This window comes from Paenibacillus sp. BIC5C1, assembly GCF_032399705.1.
Lineage (GTDB): Bacteria > Bacillota > Bacilli > Paenibacillales > Paenibacillaceae > Paenibacillus > Paenibacillus taichungensis_A.
In genome coordinates, this window is sequence record NZ_CP135922.1 from 5,495,908 (window position 1) to 5,517,687 (window position 21,780).

The following is a 21,780-nucleotide window of genomic DNA, read 5'->3' on the forward strand; positions in this document are numbered from 1 at the left end:
CATGGGTGCACCTGGCACCAATGAGGTTCTTTTACGTCATTATGAAATCTATTTTACAGTGGCAACTTAGAGCTCCTCGCCATTGGATTCAATAACTTTTTTGTACCAGTGGAAACTCTTCTTCGGTGTTCTGCTCAGATCACCATTGCCATCATTGTCCTTGTTCACATGAATGAAGCCATAACGCTTCTTCATCTCGCCCGTGGATGCGCTGACCAAGTCGATACATCCCCACATCGTGTAAGCGATAAGATCCACACCGTCGGCAACGGCTTCTTTCATTTGTTCAATATGACCTCTCAAATAATCAATCCGATAGTCATCCTGAATGGAGCCATCTTCCTCCACAACATCCACTGCACCCAATCCGTTCTCCACAACCATCAATGGAATCTGATAACGGTCATACAGGTGATTCAGCGTGTAACGCAATCCTTTCGGATCGATCTGCCAGCCCCAATCGGAAGCTTCCAGATACGGATTTTTGATGCCGCCCAGCAGATTCCCCTCTGCTCTATCCAACGACTCATCCGCACTCTCGACCAAGGACATGTAATAGCTGAAGGAATAGAAATCTACGCAGCCTTCACGCAAAGTCTGTGCATCTTCCGGCTGCATCTCGATCTGGATGCCTTCTTCGGCGAAGAAACGTTTGGCGAATCCAGGGTATGCTCCACGAACCTGTACGTCTCCACAGATCATGTTGGACAGCTGGTCCTTCTTCTGCGCGAGCAAAATATCGTCCGGGTTGCATGTATTCGGATATGTTGTCATGAAAGCGACCATACAGCCGATTTGGAAATCAGGATTGATTTCATGTCCCAGCTTCACCGCTTTTGCACTTGCAACAAACTGGTGATGCAGCGCCTGGAAGCGGGTCTGTGGATCATCAACACCATCGATCAGTGTCTCTTTACCTTCAAACAGGATACCTGCAGCCATGTAAGCACCCATTGGCATCGTCAGACAGTTGATCTCATTGAAGGTCAGCCAGTATTTCACCTGATCTTTGTAGCGGGTGAAGAGGGTTGTACAATATCGAATATAACAATCAATCACTTCGCGGGAAGCCCAGCCGTTATATTTCTGGGTCAGACCAAATGGTGTCTCGTAGTGAGAAATGGTCACGAGCGGCTCAATGTTGTATTTTTTCAACTCGGCAAAGACGTTGTCATAGAACTGCAATCCCTCTTCGTTTGGCTCCAGATCATAACCGTTCGGGTAGATTCTGGACCAGTTAATGGACATGCGGAACATTTTGAAGCCCATTTCGGCCATCAGGGCAATATCCTCTTTGTAGTGACCATAGAAATCAACCGCTTCATGGCTCGGATAATACGTGCCCTCTTCCAGTACAGGTGTAATCCGCCGCGGTGTCGTGTGCGTTCCACCCGTCATCATATCGGAAGTACTTGGGCCTTTACCACCCTTGTCCCATCCACCTTCAAACTGATTGGCAGCCGTTGCGCCACCCCAGAAAAATCCGTCTTTCATCGACATCATCCATTCCTCCTTCATGATCTTCCTAACACTATATATCCAGTGTACCACCCATACCCTGACACCTATTGTCATGGTATAATATCGGCATGGAAAATAACCGATTATTCAGAATGCTATTGCTGTTATTGGAGAAAAAGAAAGCTACCGCCCCCGAGCTCGCGCGTTTGTTCGAGATATCCGTACGCACGGTATACCGTGATATCGACAGACTGAGTGCGGCGGGTATTCCCGTATACACGACAACCGGAAAGCATGGAGGCATCCATCTCATGGACAACTTTGTCATGGACAAATCCCTGTTGTCCGAAGATGATCAGAATGAAATTTTGCTTGGATTATATAGCGTCAGCGCCATCCCTCACCTTAACACTGCCCATATGCTCAAACGTTTAACCGCCTTGTTTGATCACAAGCTGGATTGGATCGAGTTCGATTTTTCACCATGGGGCAGCATTCCACTGCAGGAGAGGGAACTGTTCAATCAGGTCAAACAGGCGATCTTCACGAATCAATGGATTACGTTCCACTATGTCAATTCGGATGGAGAGAAGAGTGTTCCGACGGTTGCACCTCTCAAACTTTTGTTCAAGAACAGTACATGGTATTTCAAAGGGTACATCCACGACGAGCACGACCGAAACGAATTTCAGACGTTCAAAATGAAACGAATTACCCAGCTGGAATTCCTGCCGAGGGTTCCCAGAAACAACATAAACATTGTATCACCGGAAAATGAGACTCACGTCACAATCAACCAAGTCGCTCTGGAGCTATCGTTCTCCAATTCTATTGCATATAGGGTGTATGATTTTTTTGAACCGTCACGCGTTGAAAAAGATCCCGATGGCAGGCTGCGTGTTGCCCTTGAACTGAATGAGGGAGAGTGGCTTTATTCCTTCCTGATGTCGTTTGGATCTGACCTGACTGTAGTCAAGCCTCCGCACATTGGACAAGAACTGCTCAGACGACATATAAAAGCGGTAGAACATTTACAGCAGGTCGTTAACAACAGGTTGGAAAATGAATGATATAATGAAGCTCTGATCATTGTTGATTCTTTTATTTTTTTGCATTTATCCATATCCTGAAGGAGGTTTGTCCATGCAAGACATTAGACGTAACAATGTGGAACGATTCAAAGGTTTTGGTACGTTATATGACCAGAATCGGCCTGCTGCGCCCACCGAGGTCGTAGATATTCTGACGAATTATTTGGGCAGCAAACCTCGCATGGTCGCAGATGTTGGCTGTGGTACCGGCTTATCGTCATGGATTTGGCTAAATGAGGCAGAACGTGTTATTGGCATCGAGCCAAGTGATGATATGAGAGCTGTCGCAGAGTCCAAGTGGGAAGCGGCAGGCAAACCGGACCATCTTCGCTTTGTCTCCGGCCTCTCCCACGAACTGGGACTACCTGATGGCAGTGTGGATATCGTGACCTGCTCACAGTCGTTCCACTGGATGGAGCCCCAGTCTACACTGCGCGAATTTGCGCGTGTACTGCGTCCAGGAGGCATATTTGCTGCATACGACTGTGACTGGCCACCAGTGGTCGATTGGCAACTGGAACAAGCCTATTTGCATTTGAATACGGAGGCAGATCACCGAGCTGCCAGTCTGGCTCCCCAGGAAAATCAAGCACATAAATGGAGTAAAGACGGACATTTGCAACAGATTCAGCAGTCCGGCTTGTTCCGTTATTCGCGTGAAATTGTGTTTCATCATCGGGAAACATTCGATGCGGACCGATACGTCAATCTGGCGCTAAGCCAAGGCGGCTTGCAAACGGCAGTGAAACTCGGAGCCACTGATCTGCTTGAAGTAGCAGACGAATTCAGACAGCTGGCTACTCGCATATTTAACGGGGAATCGAGACAAGTTCTCTTCTCTTATCGGATGCGCCTTGGCATCGTCTGATCTTAAAGCTGCGCTCATCCAGAATCTCCAAAAAAAACACACAAAAGAAACCTGCCCATCACGAACACAGTGATGTTGCAGGTTTCTTTTGTTTATATAGCCATCAGGATGAGAACAAATTACTTAGTTGTTCTTCCTGTACATTCAGTGCCAGCACCAACTTTGACGGGTCCTGCTTCGAGTAAATCACGTTAATAATATGGCCTTGCTGAACCTGAGGTAGGGTAGATGGATAAATTTCCTTCGGTATGGTCACCTTAAACGTCTCTCCATTTGACTTCGTTACACTAAGCGTAAGCTGAAGTTTGATTTTGCCATTACCTTCGCCTCCAAGTGGAGTAACATCCAAAATTTTGGCCATCGCTTTCTCGCCCGTTCGTGCAATATCCATCATCTCAGGCGCCACGCCATGCTGCACCATCTTCTCATCCAGCAATTGCTGCATATCTTCCTGAGACAATCGTCCTTTCAGATCAAGACCTACCTTGCTTTCATCCTTCACGGAGACCACTAACGGAATGAAGCTGCCCGGCTGGAACTGAGCCATGGACGTCAACGGAATAACGGTTCTCAACTCGGTAACGTATTTCTCACGCCCTTTAAGCGAGACGGTTAGGCCCAGTCGAACTTCCGGCTGCTCATTAATATACGTACCCGTCTGCTGGATGCTTTTAATGACACCAACCGCCGGTAAACCTGACTTCACCCTCCCGACGCCGAAGATATTACCCAAAATGGAGGGAATAAAGATCAGCCCAAATCCCGCAAAAATCGCTGGTGTATACCACCATGCCTGCATAATGATAAAAGGATCATTCCACAGCTGCTGTGCCAGAAATGGGGAGAATCCCACCCCGAATACAGTCAACACACCTATTAATCTCAGGAAACCTACCATCTGCCCCACCCTCTCTATCTCTATTATTCGTTGTTAATTGCATTTCTTGAATGATAGCCTGCCATCTTGCAGTTTGAGCACCTTCTACTCGGACAACAATCCCATGTAGATCAACTCTGTCGGATTCGCTGGATTTTGTCCCAGTCCCACCCGATCTCCCACGCGCGGAATCTGCATTTTGGACACCAGTGTTTCCAATGTTCGCTGATACTGATTGCCATTCGTCTCTGTGACATTCAGCACAAGCACAACAATAGGATCAAAATTGATTAGCTTACCCGTATCGGTAATCGTGATTACTCTGGCTGTTGCGGTTAAGGGGAGGGAACCACTCGCCGCCAGTTGTGCCTGCTTCGCCGAATCCAGACTCTGGTTGATGGCCTCCCGATGCTCCTTTGATACAAAACCTTTCATCATCATGCCTGTAAGTCCTTTATTCATCATTTTATCTGCCTTCGCGATCGCATCTTCCTGCTTGTTCTTTTTACCAAACCATCCCATAATGAACACCTCGTTTTTTTGTTTTTGGTTATAGTTAAAGTATAAACAGGACGGCTTGTCCTTGAATACCCTTTTGGCTGCATACAAAAGAAACGAAAAATCCGGTGATTAAACCACTGGATTTTCGTTTCTTTAACATGCATTTCAGTTGATTCCGCAAAAAAAGAGCCGAAAACGACACTTAAAATGAAAGCTTGGGAGGCATATTTTGTGCCTAATGCACTGGCATTGAACATAATCATGCAAAAAAAAGGTTATTCCACACCGATTTCCCATCTATTTTTTGCGTAACAGGTAGACCAGCTTGCGATAATACATGGCGGCTTCCTTATATTTTCGCTGATCCTCGGATACCACAGCCATTCCCTCATATAAAGGTTCAAGACGCATGACATGCTGCACGGACTCAAAATAAGGCAGACACGCGAGCGCACGCTCCATGAATACTTCACGATCTCCATGCGCAAGAGCCAGATGGCTCTGGTAGAAGGTTGCACTCATCTGCTGATCCTGAGTTGTTGCACTATTCAACAGTTGATCCACACTTTGCGCAAGTACACCCCAGTTTTTTCGTGCCAGTGCCACTTCACACCGATACACACTCACTAACGGCTTCATGGCCTGCTGGGTTTCTTCGGGTTCCTGCTGCAACAGGGATTCGAATCGCTCGATCTCCGACTGCGCCTGATCCAGCTCCCCCGTCATGGTTAACATGACAATTCGATTATTCGCAATGGCAGTGACCAGATCGCCCTGATTACCGGCATACACCAGATTCGCCTCTGCCATGGTCAATGCCGAGAGCGCCTCCTGTACCAGTCCCATCGCAAAGCAATATCCGCTGTACGCCACATATAAGCCGGACAACCGATGAAACAGCCGCTGATCATAGACATGTCTCATGGTGAGATCGAATACCTGCTTGGCCTCTTCATACTGTTTGACCTGAATGTAGGCTTCCATCTTGATATTTTGCACAGACAGCCAGAATTCACTTCCAGGAAGGGCCAATTCACTGAGCCTGGTTGCATGTGTTAACACATCTACAGAGGCAAGCTTGGAACGATAGTACTGCACTTTGTAATATAATAACGCCTTCGCTAGCGGACGCGGCAGATCCACATCGTCAGGACGGCCGTACTTCTCCAGATAAAAATTCAGATAGGATGTATGTATATATTCATGAGCGGATGCATCATTTAATTGTTGGTAATAGACCCCCTTCATTAAGGCCGTGGTCAGCTCTACTGTCAGCGCATCATCCCGATCCTCAAGTGCGTGCACGATATCTTCTGCAATCACCGAAGCTGGAACTGACATTTGTTCAAAAATAGCCTCTGCCCGCGCCAATGTTTCTTCATCCTGTGCAGAAGCGTTTAACAGATAGGAAGTCGTTACGCCAAGACGTGACGCAATAGCCTCTGCCAGATCTTCAGGGAGTGGATAACGATCGGCCAGAATATTGGCAAAGTGAGCCTGCGTAACCAGTCCTTCCACGAGGTCTTTACGGGAGATTTGTTTTCTTTTGCTCAGAAATTCAATCCGTTCCTTCAGCATGGCTAGTCTTCCTTTCGTTTCGATCCTGTGAATCACAAAAATCCGGTGATAAAGGCGAACGCTTCGCTTCTACAGATCCGTTCTGTCCTCTCCGTTATCATGTAAATGTTTAGCTCAAATTATATAATATCATCCAGGGTACGAAGCCGGATACCGTCTTTTAGCCAAATCCATCGAAACGGTTTCCGTTTCAGAGGCAATTGTTTTACAATAAGGTAGTATGTACAAGAGCATTATCCAATAATGATGAACAAGAGTTGAATATGAAAGGATGCAAATGAATGATTATTAAACCAAGAACACGTGGTTTTATTTGTACAACTTCCCATCCTGTAGGCTGCTCTGCACAAGTCCAGGAACAAATTGATTATGTAAAATCCAAACCGCAACTGAACGGACCGCGTAACGTACTCGTCATCGGAGCATCTACAGGATATGGGCTCGCTTCGCGCGTCGTATCCGCATTCGGCGCCGGAGCTAACACTATCGGCATTTACCGCCCAAGCAGCTCCACTGAAAAACGTACAGCTTCAGCAGGCTGGTACAACTCCGCTGCATTTGAGAAAGCTGCGGAAGAAGCAGGACTGAAATCATACAGCATCACAGGTGATGCCTTTGCCAACGAAACCAGAGAAAAGACCGTTGAACTGATTCGCAGTGAACTCGGTCAGGTTGATCTGGTTGTCTACAGCGTAGCATCGGCACGCCGTACCGATCCGAATACTGGTGAAGTATTCAACTCCGTGCTCAAACCGATTGGACAATCCTACACGAACAAAACAGTCAATTTCCATACGGGAGAAGTGACGTCCGTTACGATTGATCCGGCATCCGAAGAAGAAATTCGCCAGACGGTGGCTGTGATGGGCGGAGATGATTGGGAACTGTGGATGGATGCCTTGCAACAAGGTGGCGTACTCGCCGACAACGCAACAACCATTGCCTTTTCTTACATCGGTCCTGAACTTACGCATGCGATCTATCGTGATGGTTCCATCGGTCAGGCCAAAAACCATCTGGAAGCGACAGCCCACAAGCTGAATGATCGTCTGAGTGCAAAGGGCGGACGTGCTTACCTAACCGTAGCCAAAGCATTGGTAACCCAATCAAGCTCCGCAATTCCAGTGGTGCCATTGTATATCTCTGCATTGTACAAAGTCATGAAGGAAAAAGGCTTGCATGAAGGCTGCATCGAGCAATTACAGCGCCTGTTCGCTGATCGCCTGTATGCAGGAGGAGAAGTCCCGACCGATGAAGCAGGACGTATTCGTATTGATGACTGGGAGATGAGAGCAGACGTTCAGGAAGAAGTGGCGAAGCTCTGGAACGAGCTGACCACCGAAAATATCTACGATCTTTCCGATTTGGTCGGATACCGTCAGGAGTTCTTCCAGCTATTCGGTTTCGAAACCGACGGCGTGGATTATGAAGCAGATGTTGATCCAAATGTTGAAGTACCACATCTGCGTTAATTGAAAAGTAATATTACTGTGGGACTGGTATAACAAGCTTATTACAGGTCCAAATTCAGCCTTAAGGGAGCGAGCTTTCGCTCCCTTTTTGACGTCTACCCATTCTATAAGATTGACTTGAGTTGCTTTTTTAACCCCTTCGGCACCGTCTTCTCTACCGTGATGGATCGCGCTCCATGCATCGTTGCAAAGAACTGCAGTCCCTCCCGAAAATCCGCGATCCATTCCTCCACAGGCGGAGCAGTCTCTTCCATCGATAACAACCGAACCGTCAGCACGCCCGTTTTGCGATCGAGTCGCGGGTCCATACGTCCAATCAGCTGGTCTCCGTGAAGTATGGGCATGGCGTAATAGCCGTAGGTTCGTTTCACCTCTGGTGTGTAAATCTCCCATTTATAATGGAAATCAAATAAATCCACAATCCGTTCCCGTCTCCACAGCAGATTGTCCAGCGGGGGAAGGAATCGTACCGGACCTGTTGGATCATAATGTGTATCTTCCTTTTCCATCTCAAGCAACAAACCCTCATCTTCTGCACGGATGTAGTAAGGCGTCCCAACGTCCTCTACCTCCAGTGGGATCATGCGACCATCTGCAACACGTGCAGCCATATCATTCCGACGTTCAGCAGCGGTGGATTTCATCCAGCCCAATCGTGGATCTCGCACGTCCACGACCCGATAGGCATGAATGTACTTGTCCATCAGAGCTTGCCTCTGAGCCAAGATATCGATCTCCGCTGCCATGGATTGGCCCTGCTCCAACAATCCGGATTCAGTAATTTGAAAATAACGCTCATTGCCCTGCCTTGCCACGACACGAATGGCAGCCGAATCCAGCAGCAAGTTCAACGCTAACGAGGTGTCTTTCGTTTTAGGCGCATCTGCATTGTCCCAATATCCACTCACCCGTTCGACAGCACGAAAAGCTCTGGAGGGTAACGGCCCCTCTTCTTCCAAACGCTTCAGCACATGCTGCACCGTATTCTCCAGCCCTTGCAGTGACGGAGCCAGTCGATCCCGTAATCGGGCACGTACAGGTTCAAACATTGCATAATCTTCGATCGGAATAACACATGCAGCATTGGCAAAATATTCGAACACTTTATGATCACTTAACAACGTATGTAAATATTCGGAGGTATAGCCTGGATCACGAGCTCCAAGCACCAAATGCTGATTTCCGGTTACGGCAGCGACAGGATCAATCTGCACACAGCCAAGGGAGCGGATCAACTGCATCACCTGTTCAGGACTAGAAGGCAAGGTGGCGGCTGGCCATCGTCCCAATAAAGATTGTGTGTGCAGCAAAAAACGCCGAACGATTTTCTTATTCATGCGAAGCGCTGTTGTCATATGTAGAATTCTTCCCTTCATCGAAGATAGGAGGTTGTATAGCTATAATGATCCATTTCAAAAAGAGATACATTGATTTTAACAGTACAAGGGATGTCATACCAATCGAAGGAAGAGCTTTTTTTAAAGATGCTTACACAGCACTCCGCACGCCATAGACAAAATAAAAAGAAGCACCACCATCCTGGGTCCGCTTCTTGTGTTTGACCTTTTGTAATTTTTCCTGTTTCGTGGGCATGAGTCGAACATGCTGGGATAACGCTCCATAATCGCCGTTTACTCTCCGACTTTGCTCTGGACACCATTGTCCTGACCGCTCTGCTTTGCGCAATGCTTTTTGCGTTTGTGTACGTGCCATGATAATAGAACACACTCCCTTGATTGGTATGCACTCAATATATCATGTGCAGGCAGACAAGTGAAGGTGATTAACGTGGAACTCTTTTCCGCCGTGATTGCCATGTTTCCACAGGTTCCTGATCGTCTTCCTCAATCAATTCCAGTGCTTCTTCCATTCTTCTGGATTTAAACAGCAGGATCAGGTCCATCAGATCTTCACGGTCCAGCAGCTTTACCCCGTTGACCGCTGCCAGCGTCCGGCATGCTTCCGTATATCTGGCTGAAGTGAGCACGATGGATCGATCTGCTTCATAATAACGCATGGACGTGTAAATCTCCTGCACTGCGCTGAGCCCCACCGGATGATTCGCTCCGTAACGTTTGGCCTGAATGACATTACGTCTTCCTGCTCTATCCACAAACACAAGGTCAGCACCAAAATCACGGCTGCTTGTGGTCTTATGTACTTCGGCATATCCGAGTTGTTGGAATAGATGATACAGGTACAGTTCAAATTCCGATCCATCCTGCATTTTATCGATATCCTTAATCGTAATCTTACGCGGATTGGCCTCACTTCGTATACGTTGCCCTCGCCGAATTACACGGCGAATGATCCAGGCAATGAGCAGTAAAAGGACGATAACGCCTATACCGACAATGGTCATATTTTCATTCCAATTCATGTCTGTTCTCCTTGTCGTTCCTCTAATCTGGCAGGCTTGTACCCCTCTTAGCCCTCGTCACCCGACTAAATATAGCAGACTTCTCTCGTAACAGAAAGAAGATGAATTCCCTGTAACCCTCGAACTTCTCCAAACAACAATAATTTAATATCTCAATCATAAAAGGTTACAGACACTCAGGTTGAATTTCACATGTATGAAATGGTAGAATTCAACAATCGGTTCTATGTTGAATCGAAGAAAGGTGGTTTATAACTTGCATACATCCAACAAACGAAAGTCCAAAACATGGGCTGCGCTTCTTCTCAGTGGCACGCTCCTCTTCAGCCTGCATACACCAAGCTACGCGGCGGCAGAACAAAATGTACCATTGCCTAAACCTTCATGGACATCATCTTCTCTCTCACTCACACAAGTGAATACGGAGAAAGACGTTATCGTCAACGAAGTGAACGCAGTACCTGCGAAAAATCTGGTATATGTGCATTCTTCCCAGCCCGTGACCAAAACAAGCAGCAATACCAAGCTGGATTGGCAGCTAGATTCGCTTCAAGCACTGGATGCCACGACCGGACAATTGAAATGGAACGTTATTTTCCATGAGAAAAGTGGGCCTTATACAACCTACTCCAATTCACTATATACCAGCAACGGCACAGCTTATGTATATATGGAATATTCGGATGGAACCAAAAAGGTATACTCGTTCAATACTTCCGGCAAAACCAACTGGGTCAAAAACGTGAGTAATTCATCTTCCATGTACCTTCTGGACGACGATACGTTATTGATCGCTTCGAGCCCTGGTGTTCAATCGAACGGTTCCGTTCGTTCAGCCATCTCGCTGTACGACAAGAAGGGAAAACTGATTTCGGAAAAAACAATCAACGGTGCTGTACTCAAAGCAGGCAGTGATCGAATCGTAGTCGATGCAAGCAAACAAACCAAAGTGGGAAGCTTCTGGCAGCCTGCCGCTAATCCCAAAGTGGAGATTTACGATCGTACGCTGAATCGTCTTTCCTTCTATCAGTTCCCGAGCAATGCCAACACTCTGGGAGACGGCGGCGGTGAATCGCTGGCCATTCTGGAGGATGGCTCCGTGATCATGCGTGCCAATTTTGCGAACACGGGTAACAAGCTGATGGGCTTTGGCACCGATGGTAAACTCGCCTGGGGCCGTGCTATTGCCGGTGATGCCTATGTTCAGACCGCAGGCAACAGTTATACCCTGTTTACAGGCCAAAAGCTGGAGCTGTACACCATGAAAGGTAAAGTGACTGAACGCACATTTAAGGAAGAGCAGCCTATTCTTATGCAGGTTGATCGTACACAGGATGGGCAATACAAACTTGATTTCGCTAAGAAGGGTTATATTCTCGATCCTCAAACATTGGATACGGTACATGAATATGAGTTTGCCTCCTCTCCTGGATTACTCGATGGATATTCAACGTATAACGATCATATGATTTATCAGATCAATGACGACGCATTATCCAAGTATGTATTGAAGACAGCCTCAGCTAAATAGTAAATGGAGCGCTCTGAATGACCGACTGACGGTCAACAGGGCGCTCTGTTATTTCACACAATGATGAGAGTCCCCCTCCCTTTTATCCTACCTGCGCAAACTGGTATAATAGTATCGTTCACTTTTTCAACCTACTCTTGATTGGCAAGGAGCGTAGCCCTCCCATGATTATTCAATTCATTCGATACAGATAACTTAGGGCATAACATTAACCTCTTTTTTCAAAATGTACGATAGAGGTTTATTTGTTATGCCCTTTTCTTCAGTTATCCATATCTGAATGAATGGGGTGCTATCCATGTCAATCCAACGCAGGGAACGTAGTGCTGCGCTTATTTATCCATATATCCATATGCTTAAATGTCCTATCTGTCATCAAACAATGACAACGATTAGTCGAGACAATATTCAATGTAATTCCAGACATACGTTTGATTTGGCACGACAAGGCTATATCAATTTCATGACACGTTTGTTCAAGGGAAGCTATGACAAACGTTTATTTACAGCCAAAAGGAATATTTTATCTCAAACTGCAATCTATACACCTCTGATCGATATCATTCGCGATTGGATTGAAGATTACTCCAGTAGCAACAGTCAGCCCTTGCATATTCTAGATGCAGGCGCAGGAGAGGGATCCCTTTTGCAGCAGATTACACAGAATACTCCAGCTGTGGGCTGGGGGATCGACATCGCCAAAGAGGGCGTTGCCATGGCTTCCTCAACCTACGACCAGCAAATCTGGCTTGTTGGTGACCTTGCATATAGTCCCTTTGCAGAGGGGCAACTGGACGTAATCCTGAATATACTCTCCCCTTCGAATTATGAAGAGTTCGGGCGAGTGATGAAGAAGGATGGCTGGATCATCAAAGTGATTCCCGGTGACCGATATCTAATGGAAATGAGAGAGCTTCTGTTTCGGGATCGCTCTCACCGTCTAGACGGCAGAGCGCGCGTATTGTACCGATTTGCCCAGCATCATCATCTCGTAGAATGCATTCCGCTAACATACACTCTGCCGGTAACAGAAATCATGAAGAATTCACTTATTCATATGACACCACTCTCCTGGCAAGGGACGGAATCAGCCATAGCCAGTGCTCAAGAGTCCTTATCGCAGATTACGATTGATCTAGAAATACTGGTGGGAAAACGAAGATAGGTTCTGTACCATTGAAATAACATTCTCTTAATCATTGAACAATCAAAAAAAGCCGGGGAAGTTCCTATTTGAACTCTCCCGGCTTTTTCAATAAGATGCAAATTGGTCTAATGTAAAGAGATTTATTTATTCCAGTTTTCTTCAATAAATTCATCCCGTCCAGATATCGCACGGTCTTCCTTGTAATGTTTCTCATTTTTCTTGTGGTAATCCTGATGGTAATCTTCTGCCGGATAGAACACAACTGCATCCCGAATCTCAGTTACAATCGGTTGATTGAAACGTCCGCTTGCTGCCAGCTCCTGTTTGGACTGTTCTGCGAGCTCGCGTTGACGTTCATTATGGACAAAGATCGCTGTACGGTACTGACTCCCACGATCCTGAAATTGCCCTCCATCATCGGTTGGGTCCGTCTGGGGCCAATATAGTTCCAACAGACGTTCATACGGAAATACCTCTGGATCAAATGTAATTTCAACGACCTCGACATGACCGGTCTCCCCGGTTTTGACCTGCTCATATGTTGGATTATCGACGTGACCGCCGGTATAGCCAGATACAATACCATGAATGCCTGGTTGCTCTTCAAATGGTGTAACCATACACCAGAAGCATCCGCCGGCAAATGTAGCTTTTTCCATGCACACTCATCCCTTTCTATTGTACCTATATCTTAAAACAAAAAGAGGTTGATGGAAAGCCACCGCAGTGGACTTCCATCAACCTCTTCAAAAGCATCTGTTATATCAACAGTTATTTAAACTGTTTGTCGCCGACTCACTGTAAATTCAAGGATCTTGAATTTGTTACCCGCGGCTGCGACCCATAGAACGGAAGATCAAGCTCACGATCGCTACAAGTACGATGGCACCGATCAATGCCGGTACTATGTAGAATCCGCCCATTTCTGGACCCATGTCTCCCAGGATCACTCCACCTAACCATCCACCGATAAAACCGGCAATGATGTTACCGATAACGCCGCCGGGAATGTCACGACCAACAATCAGACCTGCCAACCATCCAATGATACCACCGATAATTAATGACCATAACCAACCCATATCATTCACCTCTAATTAAAGTTTTTGTTGTTGTCTGTCTACTATTAACCGCTACAGAAGCATTTAAACAATTGGCATGAAAATTGTTGTATATTACCTTTTGTTCATATGCCCGTTTCTCTGTTCAACAGCCTATAACAAGGCATTAAAAACAGATTGCGTCACTTCCGGGCATCTTACACAGTTCAAGACTGCGTTATGTACCTCCCGAAAGTCATTGTATGTTGATTCAGACAGCCTTAGTATAACCAATTGAGGTGAGAATATTTTAACGGTTATATTCGATTAATAAAAACCTGCACGCCCCTTGCCTGGTTGGGTCAGCCAGTTGTGTTTATGGCTCTTGTCCAGCTCTCCTCGCATCGACTGAATGATCTGCACAATGTCCGTCCGGCCATTCTGGTGCCATTCCAGCGCTGCGCTGACATACAGCTCTCCAAGTTGGGCAAGAGAAAAGGTATCCGTCAATCGTGCAGCCTCCAACGTTCCTTCTCCCCCTGCGAAGACAGCAAAGCCGCGTTGGTTCAAATATTGCAGGCGCAGCCCTTCGTCCGGTAGCGGTATTTCATAAGCCCGATCGAACCGTCCAGCACGGTTCATGAGCCCTGGATCTATTTTCTCCGGATAATTCGTGGTGCCAATTAGGAAAATGCCCTCCTTAGACGTTGCCCCATCCAACGTATTCAGGAAAAAGGATCGGACTTCATCTGGCATGGAATCGATATCCTCAATAATTAACACCATGGGTGCCAAACGCTTGGCTGCTTCGAACACCTCACGCACCGATTCACTGTTTGTGTATTCGGTAATTTGCCAGTATGCCGCAGGCCCTGGAATGCTTCCCGCAATGGATTTGACGAGGGTCGTTTTTCCGTTTCCAGGATGGCCGTACAGTAGTATCCCACGTTTGTAAGGAATATCATAGTCTCGATAAAAGGAACGGTCTGCCTCGAAAAACTGGTCCAACGAACGGAAGATATCCTGTTTAATTTGCGGAGAAAGCACGACCTCATCCCGCCCTACAGAGCGGGTAATGGATTCCACATGACGATCACTGCCATTGCGGGCATCCGTGTACACCGTGACTTTTTTCATATTTTGCTGCCGTTCCCGTTCCCTTACACTGCCCAGAAATTCCTTCAATTCCTCTTCTCCTGTAGCAAAAACAAAATCCTCATTGTAGATCCCATTCTCCCGGAAGAAAGGAATGCGGACAAGAGCTACTCCCCACTGGGGGTAGGCAAATACATTATTGCGAATCGAATAATGCACCCCATATGTTGGTGCATCTCCATCATCCTCATAATGTAGTGTACGTAGCTCCAGATCTTCGAAAATCCGGGCAACCAATTCCACTTCCGCGCTGTTACTTTGCAGATCTTCTTTTAGCAGATCCCAGTATTCACTGTTTGGATCATCGCTGGCATAGAGTTCATAATGAACGCCGTATCGATTGCCAAGCGCCTCAGTGATGCCGCGAATCAAACGGGCATATATGGCATAACCTTCGTTTCGGATTTGACTGTCTTGTTGCTCTTCATAGGAATAGATGACTCTATTATGATTCAATTGTTCTTTATCTATGTTCATTACTTGGCTCCCTTCACAGCGGCAAGTGGTTTACATTTGGCTACAACTTGAGCCAGACCTGCGCCGGTAACACTATCTATAATTTCATCGACATTTTTATACGCTTGCGGCGATTCATCAATAATCGATTCGAGCGAACGCTGGTTCACCACAATCTCATCTTCAGTTCCCACACCCAGGGCCGAGGCAAAATCCTCCACGGTAACCAGGCGCTTCGTTGCTGTGCGCGACCGAATGCGTCCTGCCCCATGACAGATCGAATAATAGTTATCCTTCCCCTCGGGTTGACCTACCATAATATATGAAGCAGTCCCCATTGAACCGGGAATAAGCGCGGGATGGCCTGTTGCCAGATATGGCTTCGGGTTATCCGGGTGACCGGCAGGTAATGCACGTGTAGCTCCTTTGCGGTGTACAAAGACAGATCCTTGATCCGCGTGCGATTCCTCCCATGCATAGTTGTGCATCAGATCATAGAGGGTACGGAATTCGCATTTTGGACCAAACACATCCCGAAAAGCTTCGCGAATTGCATAAGCAATCAGATGGCGATTCACCACGGCATAATTCAAAGCAGAATACATCATATTGACGTAATGGCGACCTTCGGCATGTTCAAGCGGAGCAAACACCAGTCTTGGATCGGATGTCCCCAAACCATTTCGCTGCATCACTTTCGCAATTGCTGATGAACTGGTTTGGCTTACATACCCGCCCCATGCCCGGGAACCGGAATGAATCATGACAACAATTTGTCCATCGTACAGACCCCATGCTTCCGCAATCTCCCGATTTTCCTCGGCAATCTCAATCGCTTGAATCTCGGCAAAATGATTGCCTCCACCCAAAGTTCCTAACTGGCGATGAGCCCGATGCCAAGTCATATCCGGTACCAGATTTAACACATCCTCATCAAAAGCAAATTTGCTGCTCTCTACATGAGTGATGGAAGTTGATTTTTTCGGTGTATAGCTATCCGGGATATATTTTTTAGGTAATCCATGCAGACCCTTTCTCACAATATGCTCCAAACGAATGTCCGAGTAATGACCGCGTTGATTTGCCTCCATCGGCAGCACTTTCTCAATAGCCTTCACAAGTTTACGGCGCAGCTTCACGTCTTTCAGGTCGTCTTTATGCAAATTGGTCATATGCACTCGCATACCACAGCCGATATCACTGCCTACGATGGATGGAGATACATAACCACTACTGGCATCCCATACCGCCGTTGTGCCGATGCAGGTGCCTACACCGACATGAACATCAGGCGTATAGCTCATATAGGAAATACCCGGGATTTGAAGATTGTTGTTCGCCATCTCGAACACCTTATAGTCCAATGACGAGAATAGTTGTTGTGCCGCATATACCGTTAAGTCCCCAGCTGGCAATTTGACTTCATGTCGGTAGCCACCTATGGGTTCGTTTTGACTCGTAAATAAATTAGGTTGTGTATTCATAAATGTGTATTATTCCTTCCTGTACGTTCAGCTGATTCGGTTCACTTTCAAAAATGAACCTAACGTTATTCCGAATTCATATCCATCTTCAGTAGAACAAAAAAAGAAGCCACGGACAGTTCGTCCGTGACTTCTTCATGACAATAACAGAAAACAAAAGCAGCATGAACACACCGCGTCTGTTCTCCATTGCAATATACGCCGAGAGTAGCATATCGATTAATAACGTTCCAAGGATAAACGATATGCATCTTCCCCTATGTCGCCCGTATGAGGCCAAAGAGACGATGAACTGGATATACAATTGTGTCTGTGCTTCGTAGTGTCTTTGTGGATTTCAAATCATAACCAACCATCATTTCTCTCGGCCTCCCTTCATCAATATTAAGTTTATATTAAGCGGACTCGTTTCGATGTGTCAACCCTTTTCTTGGAAAATTACCTATTTTGCATATGCATCAGATTTAACTTCGTGCTAATAACTTATATAAAAAAAGCAGGGTCTGTAAGGAACAGACCCTGCTTACTCAAGCATATTATGAGATTAGATATCGATTATTGATGATACGTGTTTTGACAAATTTGGCTTTGCGTTTTATCATTTCCCTGCTTGTTTTTCCAATTCTTCCACAGGATTTTCATCTTCTTTTTCAGGCACTTTGGAAGACAGGAACCAACCGCATACTGCAATCGTAATCAGCACAATGTAGAAACCAAATTTCCAAATTTTATTTTCCGGGAAATGCTCATCCAGAACGCCCAGTGAAGGATGTGCAAGTGTAATAACAGCCAACTTAACCCCAACCCAGCCAACGATAACAAAGGCTGCAACTTCAAGCCCTGGACGGGAATGAAGCAGTTTAACGAAGAAGGAAGCCGCAAATCTCATGATAACAAGGCCGATAAATCCGCCGAGGAAGATGACGATAAACTGTCCACCGTCAAGTCCGCCAATCGGAGGCAGACCACTTGGTGGCAATGCAACAGCCAGCGCCACAGCTGCGAGAATCGAATCGACCGCGAATGCGATATCTGCCACTTCCACCTTGAATACAGTCATCCAGAAACCAGATTGTTTTTTTGGTTTTTTGGGAGCGGAATCCGCCGCTTCATCTGTTTTGTTTCGGCTACCCATCACCTTTTTGATAATGTGGTTAATGGAGATGTACAAGAGGTACAGAGCACCAATCGCTTGAACTTGCCACACGTCCACCAGGAATGAGATCAGGAACAATGAACCCAAACGGAAAATAAATGCACCCATTAACCCATAAAATAACGCTTTTTTGCGTTTATCATCAGGCAGGTGTTTAACCATAATCGCTAGAACCAATGCATTATCCGCTGCAAGCAATCCTTCAAGGACTACTAATACGGCGAGAACCCACCCATACTCCAATAATAATGACAACTCCAAAATTGACTCCTCCTTAGTATCCTTATGATGTACAAAAAAAAGGACCTTTACCATTGCTGGTAAGGTCCTTTTTATTCACAAAAAGAGACCTTTACCCAGTATGAAAACTTGGTAAAGGTCTCGCTAACAACAAAATTGCTGCCAATAAAGCCGGGGATGTAATCCCGAACTGACGACTTTACTGTGAAAGCTACTCCCCTTTAACATCAGGAATATTTAGTTTTAAGTTGAAACAGGTTCAATAATCTGTTCTCATCATATTCATAACGATAAGCAAAGTCAAGCTTTATTTGACTGACTGCGGTCCAGCTTGCGAAACACCAGCAAATCATAGATGAAATTGCCCAGCGGGATAAACGAGATAAAAAATAAAGCAATTGGACGGCGTAAACGCCATTTTTGCGTGGTATAAAGGCTCACCATAAATAATAAATACATCAGAAATAAAAAGCCGTAGATATTGCCAAACCACGTGACTGCCTGAGGCATAATCCCTGATTCCCGCAATGGAAAAGCAACAAATAACAAGAGCACATAAGAAAGCCCCTGCAGCCACAACAGCAGTCGAAAACGGCCGAGTGTTGAATGTAACATTTTTTTCCTCCTGCTTCTAAATACGCGCAACAAATTCACTGCACCCCCTACAGTATAGCACAAAAACGATTTTTACTCTCAAGCCAGTTCCAAAGGAGCCAAATTCATTCAATGCACATAGGATATATGACCAAGATAGATTGTTGCGAATATGGACAAGGAGGAACCTGTTGATGAAAATAGCCCTGATAGCGCCTGAAAAATTGCCAGTCCCCGGTAACGGATCCGTCGAAATCTGCATCCTCGGCATTGCTCGTGAACTTGCTCTACGTCACCAGGTGACAATCATAAGCCGCCAGATGCCTAATCTTGCCATTGCAGAGCACATAGATGGCATAACGATCCGTCGTGTACCAGCAACCAGCCCCAGCGAGTACACAAGGGCAGTGATCCGTTTTCTGAAAATCCAACCCTTCGATCTTATTCAGGTAGACAACAGACCTCATAGTATGGCTGCAATTAAACGCGCATTCCCTACGTTGCCTGTGGTGCTCTATCTTCACTCGTTAACCTTTGCACAACCAGGACCTGCAAGATTAGCACTGTTAAAAAAAGCGAATTGGATTGCCGTCAATAGTCAATCCCTTAGACAAAGGCTGGGGCGCCGATTCCCATCCTTGAAACGACGGATGGGTGTTGTACCACTTGGGGTAGACTTAAGCCGTTTTTTGCCTGCAGCTAGAGAAGAGCAGCAGCTTCTGCGGAAGCAGTTCGCTATTACAGGGCCATTCTCCATTCTGTATGTAGGCCGACTGATTCCCGGCAAAGGTGTGGACATACTGATTCGTGCCGTAGCTCTTATTCAGCATCAGGTATCCGTGCAACTGATCATTGCAGGTAAAGGACCTCATGTCTACGTCCGCAAACTGCGGAAGCTTGCCCGAAAATTGAAGGTTGATGCTGCCTTCCGAGGTCAGATCGACCATGAGCGCATTGACCGTTTGTACCGGGCTGTGGACTGTCTGGTGTGTCCTTCCCAACAACATGAGGCCTTCGGGCTGGTTAATGTTGAAGCTATGGCTTCAGGACTGCCCGTCATTGCTTCAGACAATGGAGGCATTCGTGAAATCATTGTATCGGGGAGTAATGGATACCTTGTGAGACAGTATCACAACCCCCGAAGTTTCGCTGCTTACCTGACTAAGCTGGCAGACAATCCTTCTCTCGCTCGTTCGCTTGGAGAAGCTGGTCGTGCCAGTGCAGTTGAACAGTTCAGTTGGGCCCAAACAGCAGTGCATCTTGAAGCAGCCTATACTAGACTTATCCGGGGATAAATCTTGTTGAACCTGTACTTTCGTTAAGCTTTTTCACGAGACTGCCAGTCTGCAATAAAGCTATCCATATGCGGAACAGGAACATACATCATTTCAATTAACTCCACAATAATCATATCTTTCATGGCAAACCTCACTTTAGCGCAGGTTTGTTGGCGGAAAGCATCATAAATTCCCGAGCCTGTCCAGCAGCCGTGAGGCACGAGCAGCGGATTATTAACAATATATCCAACGGTCCCAATAGGAGGAACCACTACCTTGATGGCTCGGGGATCCACCCGATTGTCGGGGTCTTTGACCAGAAACAGGATATCGCCTACGTTTAAAGCTTCTACACCATGATAATGCTCCATTCCATACATGGCTGCAAATAATTTGGTACTCATCAATAAGCTCCTTTTACACATTTTTTTTAAAAATTTAGATGGATAAAATTATTGATCTTCCTCATAATGCTTCATCCACTCTATGAGTTGTTTACGAATTTCTTTACGATATTCTCGGGGTTCAAGGACCTCCGCTTCGGGGCCAAATTGATATAACCATTTCAGGAACTCACGACTACTGTTCAGCGTTACTTCAAATAACAATCCGCCATCAGGCATATCCGTCATTCGTGGACGAACAAACATTTCTTCTTCTTTTATGTAGGGGGCAACCTCTTTACTGAACCTTACTTTAAAATGAATCAGTTTATCCCCACGATCAATGGACCACGTGTTTTTCATGAACTGCGTTATGTTGAAATCACCCATAACAAAATGGGTATTGGTCTGTATAACGTCCAGAAAGCGACTGATCCGAAACAAACGGACTTTCTTCTGCAAGTGGCAATAACCGATTAAATAGAAACGCTGATCGCGCGGAATGAGGTAATAGGGGTCAATGTCGCGGACCGTTATTTCATTTTTCGTAAGCGTGTGATATTGGGTTCGAATCATTTGTTGATCCAGAATGGCTTCAATCACTGGAATAAGCAAATTGGGATACTTCCCTTCTTCCCGGTATGCAGGTGTACCCATACGAATAATGCCTGCGATATTTTCTACAATGTCACTGTTTCTCGATTTCATTTTAGTATGGGCTGTCATCACCTTATCAAAAGCTGAATCGAATTCAGCCGGGAGTTGCGAAGTATCCACCACGGATGGAAGCATGGAGAACACCATCGCTTCCTGTTCGGTAAAATCCAGAGGATACATGGCAAATTCACCAATGAACCGATACCCCTTGCCATAACCTTCATTCATGATAGGGGCAACCCTGTCCAAAATTCGGAGATCGCGATAAATCGTGCGCACAGTTGTACCGCATTTCAACGCCAATTCTTTGGCGGAAATTCCGGGATTCGCTTGTATAGCCTGAAGTATACGCAGAAGACGAATTAATTTCTCTGTCATGTAGTTTCTCCCCTTCGATATTTTATCGGCAAGGAAAACTAGTTCCTTTAGTCC

The 21,780-nt window shown here is 46.1% G+C and carries 21 protein-coding genes; 6 read left to right on the forward strand and 15 right to left on the reverse strand.

Features of this window, described 5'->3' with window-relative positions:
- Window positions 1–66: 66 nt before the first annotated feature.
- Window positions 67–1,500, reverse strand: a complete 1,434-nt coding sequence (locus RS891_RS24635; protein ID WP_090996608.1) for a glycoside hydrolase family 1 protein — start codon at window positions 1,498–1,500, stop codon at window positions 67–69.
- An 89-nt stretch (window positions 1,501–1,589) separates the two neighbouring features.
- Between RS891_RS24635 and RS891_RS24640 the strand changes: the two genes are divergently transcribed.
- Together RS891_RS24640 and RS891_RS24645 are read left to right on the forward strand one after the other, a co-directional pair.
- Complete coding sequence (locus RS891_RS24640) at window positions 1,590–2,531, forward strand: helix-turn-helix transcriptional regulator (RefSeq protein ID WP_309304331.1); 942 nt, start codon at window positions 1,590–1,592, stop codon at window positions 2,529–2,531.
- A gap of 73 nt (window positions 2,532–2,604) precedes the next feature.
- On the forward strand, window positions 2,605–3,420 hold the full coding sequence (locus tag RS891_RS24645) for a class I SAM-dependent methyltransferase (RefSeq protein WP_113053498.1): 816 nt from the start codon (window positions 2,605–2,607) through the stop codon (window positions 3,418–3,420).
- A gap of 103 nt (window positions 3,421–3,523) precedes the next feature.
- Here RS891_RS24645 and RS891_RS24650 read toward each other — a convergent pair whose 3' ends face one another.
- The 3 genes from RS891_RS24650 to RS891_RS24660 form a co-directional block, all read right to left on the reverse strand.
- Window positions 3,524–4,318: a hypothetical protein gene (locus RS891_RS24650; protein ID WP_315793483.1), complete on the reverse strand. Its 795-nt coding sequence runs from the start codon at window positions 4,316–4,318 to the stop codon at window positions 3,524–3,526.
- A gap of 84 nt (window positions 4,319–4,402) precedes the next feature.
- Window positions 4,403–4,819, reverse strand: a complete 417-nt coding sequence (locus tag RS891_RS24655; RefSeq protein WP_315793484.1) for a hypothetical protein — start codon at window positions 4,817–4,819, stop codon at window positions 4,403–4,405.
- 276 nt (window positions 4,820–5,095) lie between these two features.
- The gene (locus RS891_RS24660) at window positions 5,096–6,376 is read right to left on the reverse strand and encodes an XRE family transcriptional regulator (protein WP_315793485.1); all 1,281 of its coding nucleotides are present in this window, start codon (window positions 6,374–6,376) and stop codon (window positions 5,096–5,098) included.
- A gap of 281 nt (window positions 6,377–6,657) precedes the next feature.
- Here RS891_RS24660 and fabV point away from each other — a divergent pair, with 281 nt between their 5' ends.
- Complete coding sequence (gene fabV, locus RS891_RS24665; RefSeq protein WP_315793486.1) at window positions 6,658–7,848, forward strand: enoyl-ACP reductase FabV; 1,191 nt, start codon at window positions 6,658–6,660, stop codon at window positions 7,846–7,848.
- 104 nt (window positions 7,849–7,952) lie between these two features.
- Here fabV and RS891_RS24670 read toward each other — a convergent pair whose 3' ends face one another.
- The 3 genes from RS891_RS24670 to RS891_RS24680 form a co-directional block, all read right to left on the reverse strand.
- Window positions 7,953–9,203 (reverse strand): DNA glycosylase AlkZ-like family protein, encoded by a 1,251-nt coding sequence (locus tag RS891_RS24670; RefSeq protein ID WP_315793487.1) that lies wholly within the window; start codon window positions 9,201–9,203, stop codon window positions 7,953–7,955.
- A 133-nt stretch (window positions 9,204–9,336) separates the two neighbouring features.
- Window positions 9,337–9,561 carry a hypothetical protein gene (locus RS891_RS24675; RefSeq protein ID WP_315793488.1) on the reverse strand — a complete coding sequence of 75 codons (225 nt, stop codon included), beginning with the start codon at window positions 9,559–9,561 and terminating at the stop codon, window positions 9,337–9,339.
- Between the two features lie 70 nt (window positions 9,562–9,631).
- Entirely contained in the window at window positions 9,632–10,228 is a 597-nt protein-coding gene (locus RS891_RS24680) for a restriction endonuclease (RefSeq protein ID WP_315793489.1), read from the reverse strand.
- A gap of 256 nt (window positions 10,229–10,484) precedes the next feature.
- Between RS891_RS24680 and RS891_RS24685 the strand changes: the two genes are divergently transcribed.
- Together RS891_RS24685 and RS891_RS24690 are read left to right on the forward strand one after the other, a co-directional pair.
- A complete protein-coding gene (locus RS891_RS24685; protein ID WP_315793490.1) occupies window positions 10,485–11,759 on the forward strand; it encodes a hypothetical protein in 1,275 nt (424 codons plus the stop codon).
- Window positions 11,760–12,057: 298 nt separating this feature from the next.
- Window positions 12,058–12,924 carry a putative RNA methyltransferase gene (locus RS891_RS24690; protein ID WP_315793491.1) on the forward strand — a complete coding sequence of 289 codons (867 nt, stop codon included), beginning with the start codon at window positions 12,058–12,060 and terminating at the stop codon, window positions 12,922–12,924.
- Window positions 12,925–13,046: 122 nt separating this feature from the next.
- On the opposite strand, the gene msrA is transcribed toward RS891_RS24690, so the two are convergent.
- From msrA to RS891_RS24720, 6 genes are all read right to left on the reverse strand, one after another.
- Window positions 13,047–13,565 (reverse strand): peptide-methionine (S)-S-oxide reductase MsrA, encoded by a 519-nt coding sequence (gene msrA / locus RS891_RS24695; protein ID WP_063565249.1) that lies wholly within the window; start codon window positions 13,563–13,565, stop codon window positions 13,047–13,049.
- 165 nt (window positions 13,566–13,730) lie between these two features.
- Window positions 13,731–13,988, reverse strand: a complete 258-nt coding sequence (locus RS891_RS24700; protein ID WP_017686880.1) for a GlsB/YeaQ/YmgE family stress response membrane protein — start codon at window positions 13,986–13,988, stop codon at window positions 13,731–13,733.
- A gap of 285 nt (window positions 13,989–14,273) precedes the next feature.
- Window positions 14,274–15,578 (reverse strand): AAA family ATPase, encoded by a 1,305-nt coding sequence (locus RS891_RS24705; RefSeq protein WP_315793492.1) that lies wholly within the window; start codon window positions 15,576–15,578, stop codon window positions 14,274–14,276.
- Window positions 15,578–17,041, reverse strand: a complete 1,464-nt coding sequence (locus RS891_RS24710) for an RtcB family protein (protein WP_258530648.1) — start codon at window positions 17,039–17,041, stop codon at window positions 15,578–15,580. The genes RS891_RS24705 and RS891_RS24710 overlap by 1 nt, the downstream gene beginning before the upstream one ends.
- 598 nt (window positions 17,042–17,639) lie before the next feature.
- Window positions 17,640–18,458: a TerC family protein gene (locus RS891_RS24715; RefSeq protein WP_113053486.1), complete on the reverse strand. Its 819-nt coding sequence runs from the start codon at window positions 18,456–18,458 to the stop codon at window positions 17,640–17,642.
- Window positions 18,459–18,737: 279 nt separating this feature from the next.
- Entirely contained in the window at window positions 18,738–19,052 is a 315-nt protein-coding gene (locus RS891_RS24720; protein ID WP_315793493.1) for a DUF3817 domain-containing protein, read from the reverse strand.
- A gap of 173 nt (window positions 19,053–19,225) precedes the next feature.
- Between RS891_RS24720 and RS891_RS24725 the strand changes: the two genes are divergently transcribed.
- Window positions 19,226–20,326 (forward strand): glycosyltransferase family 4 protein, encoded by a 1,101-nt coding sequence (locus RS891_RS24725; RefSeq protein WP_113053484.1) that lies wholly within the window; start codon window positions 19,226–19,228, stop codon window positions 20,324–20,326.
- A 23-nt stretch (window positions 20,327–20,349) separates the two neighbouring features.
- On the opposite strand, the gene RS891_RS24730 is transcribed toward RS891_RS24725, so the two are convergent.
- Window positions 20,350–20,712, reverse strand: coding sequence for an HIRAN domain-containing protein (locus tag RS891_RS24730; protein ID WP_113053483.1), 363 nt, complete (start codon window positions 20,710–20,712; stop codon window positions 20,350–20,352).
- Between the two features lie 48 nt (window positions 20,713–20,760).
- A complete protein-coding gene (locus RS891_RS24735) occupies window positions 20,761–21,726 on the reverse strand; it encodes a helix-turn-helix transcriptional regulator (protein WP_113053482.1) in 966 nt (321 codons plus the stop codon).
- Window positions 21,727–21,780: the final 54 nt, after the last annotated feature.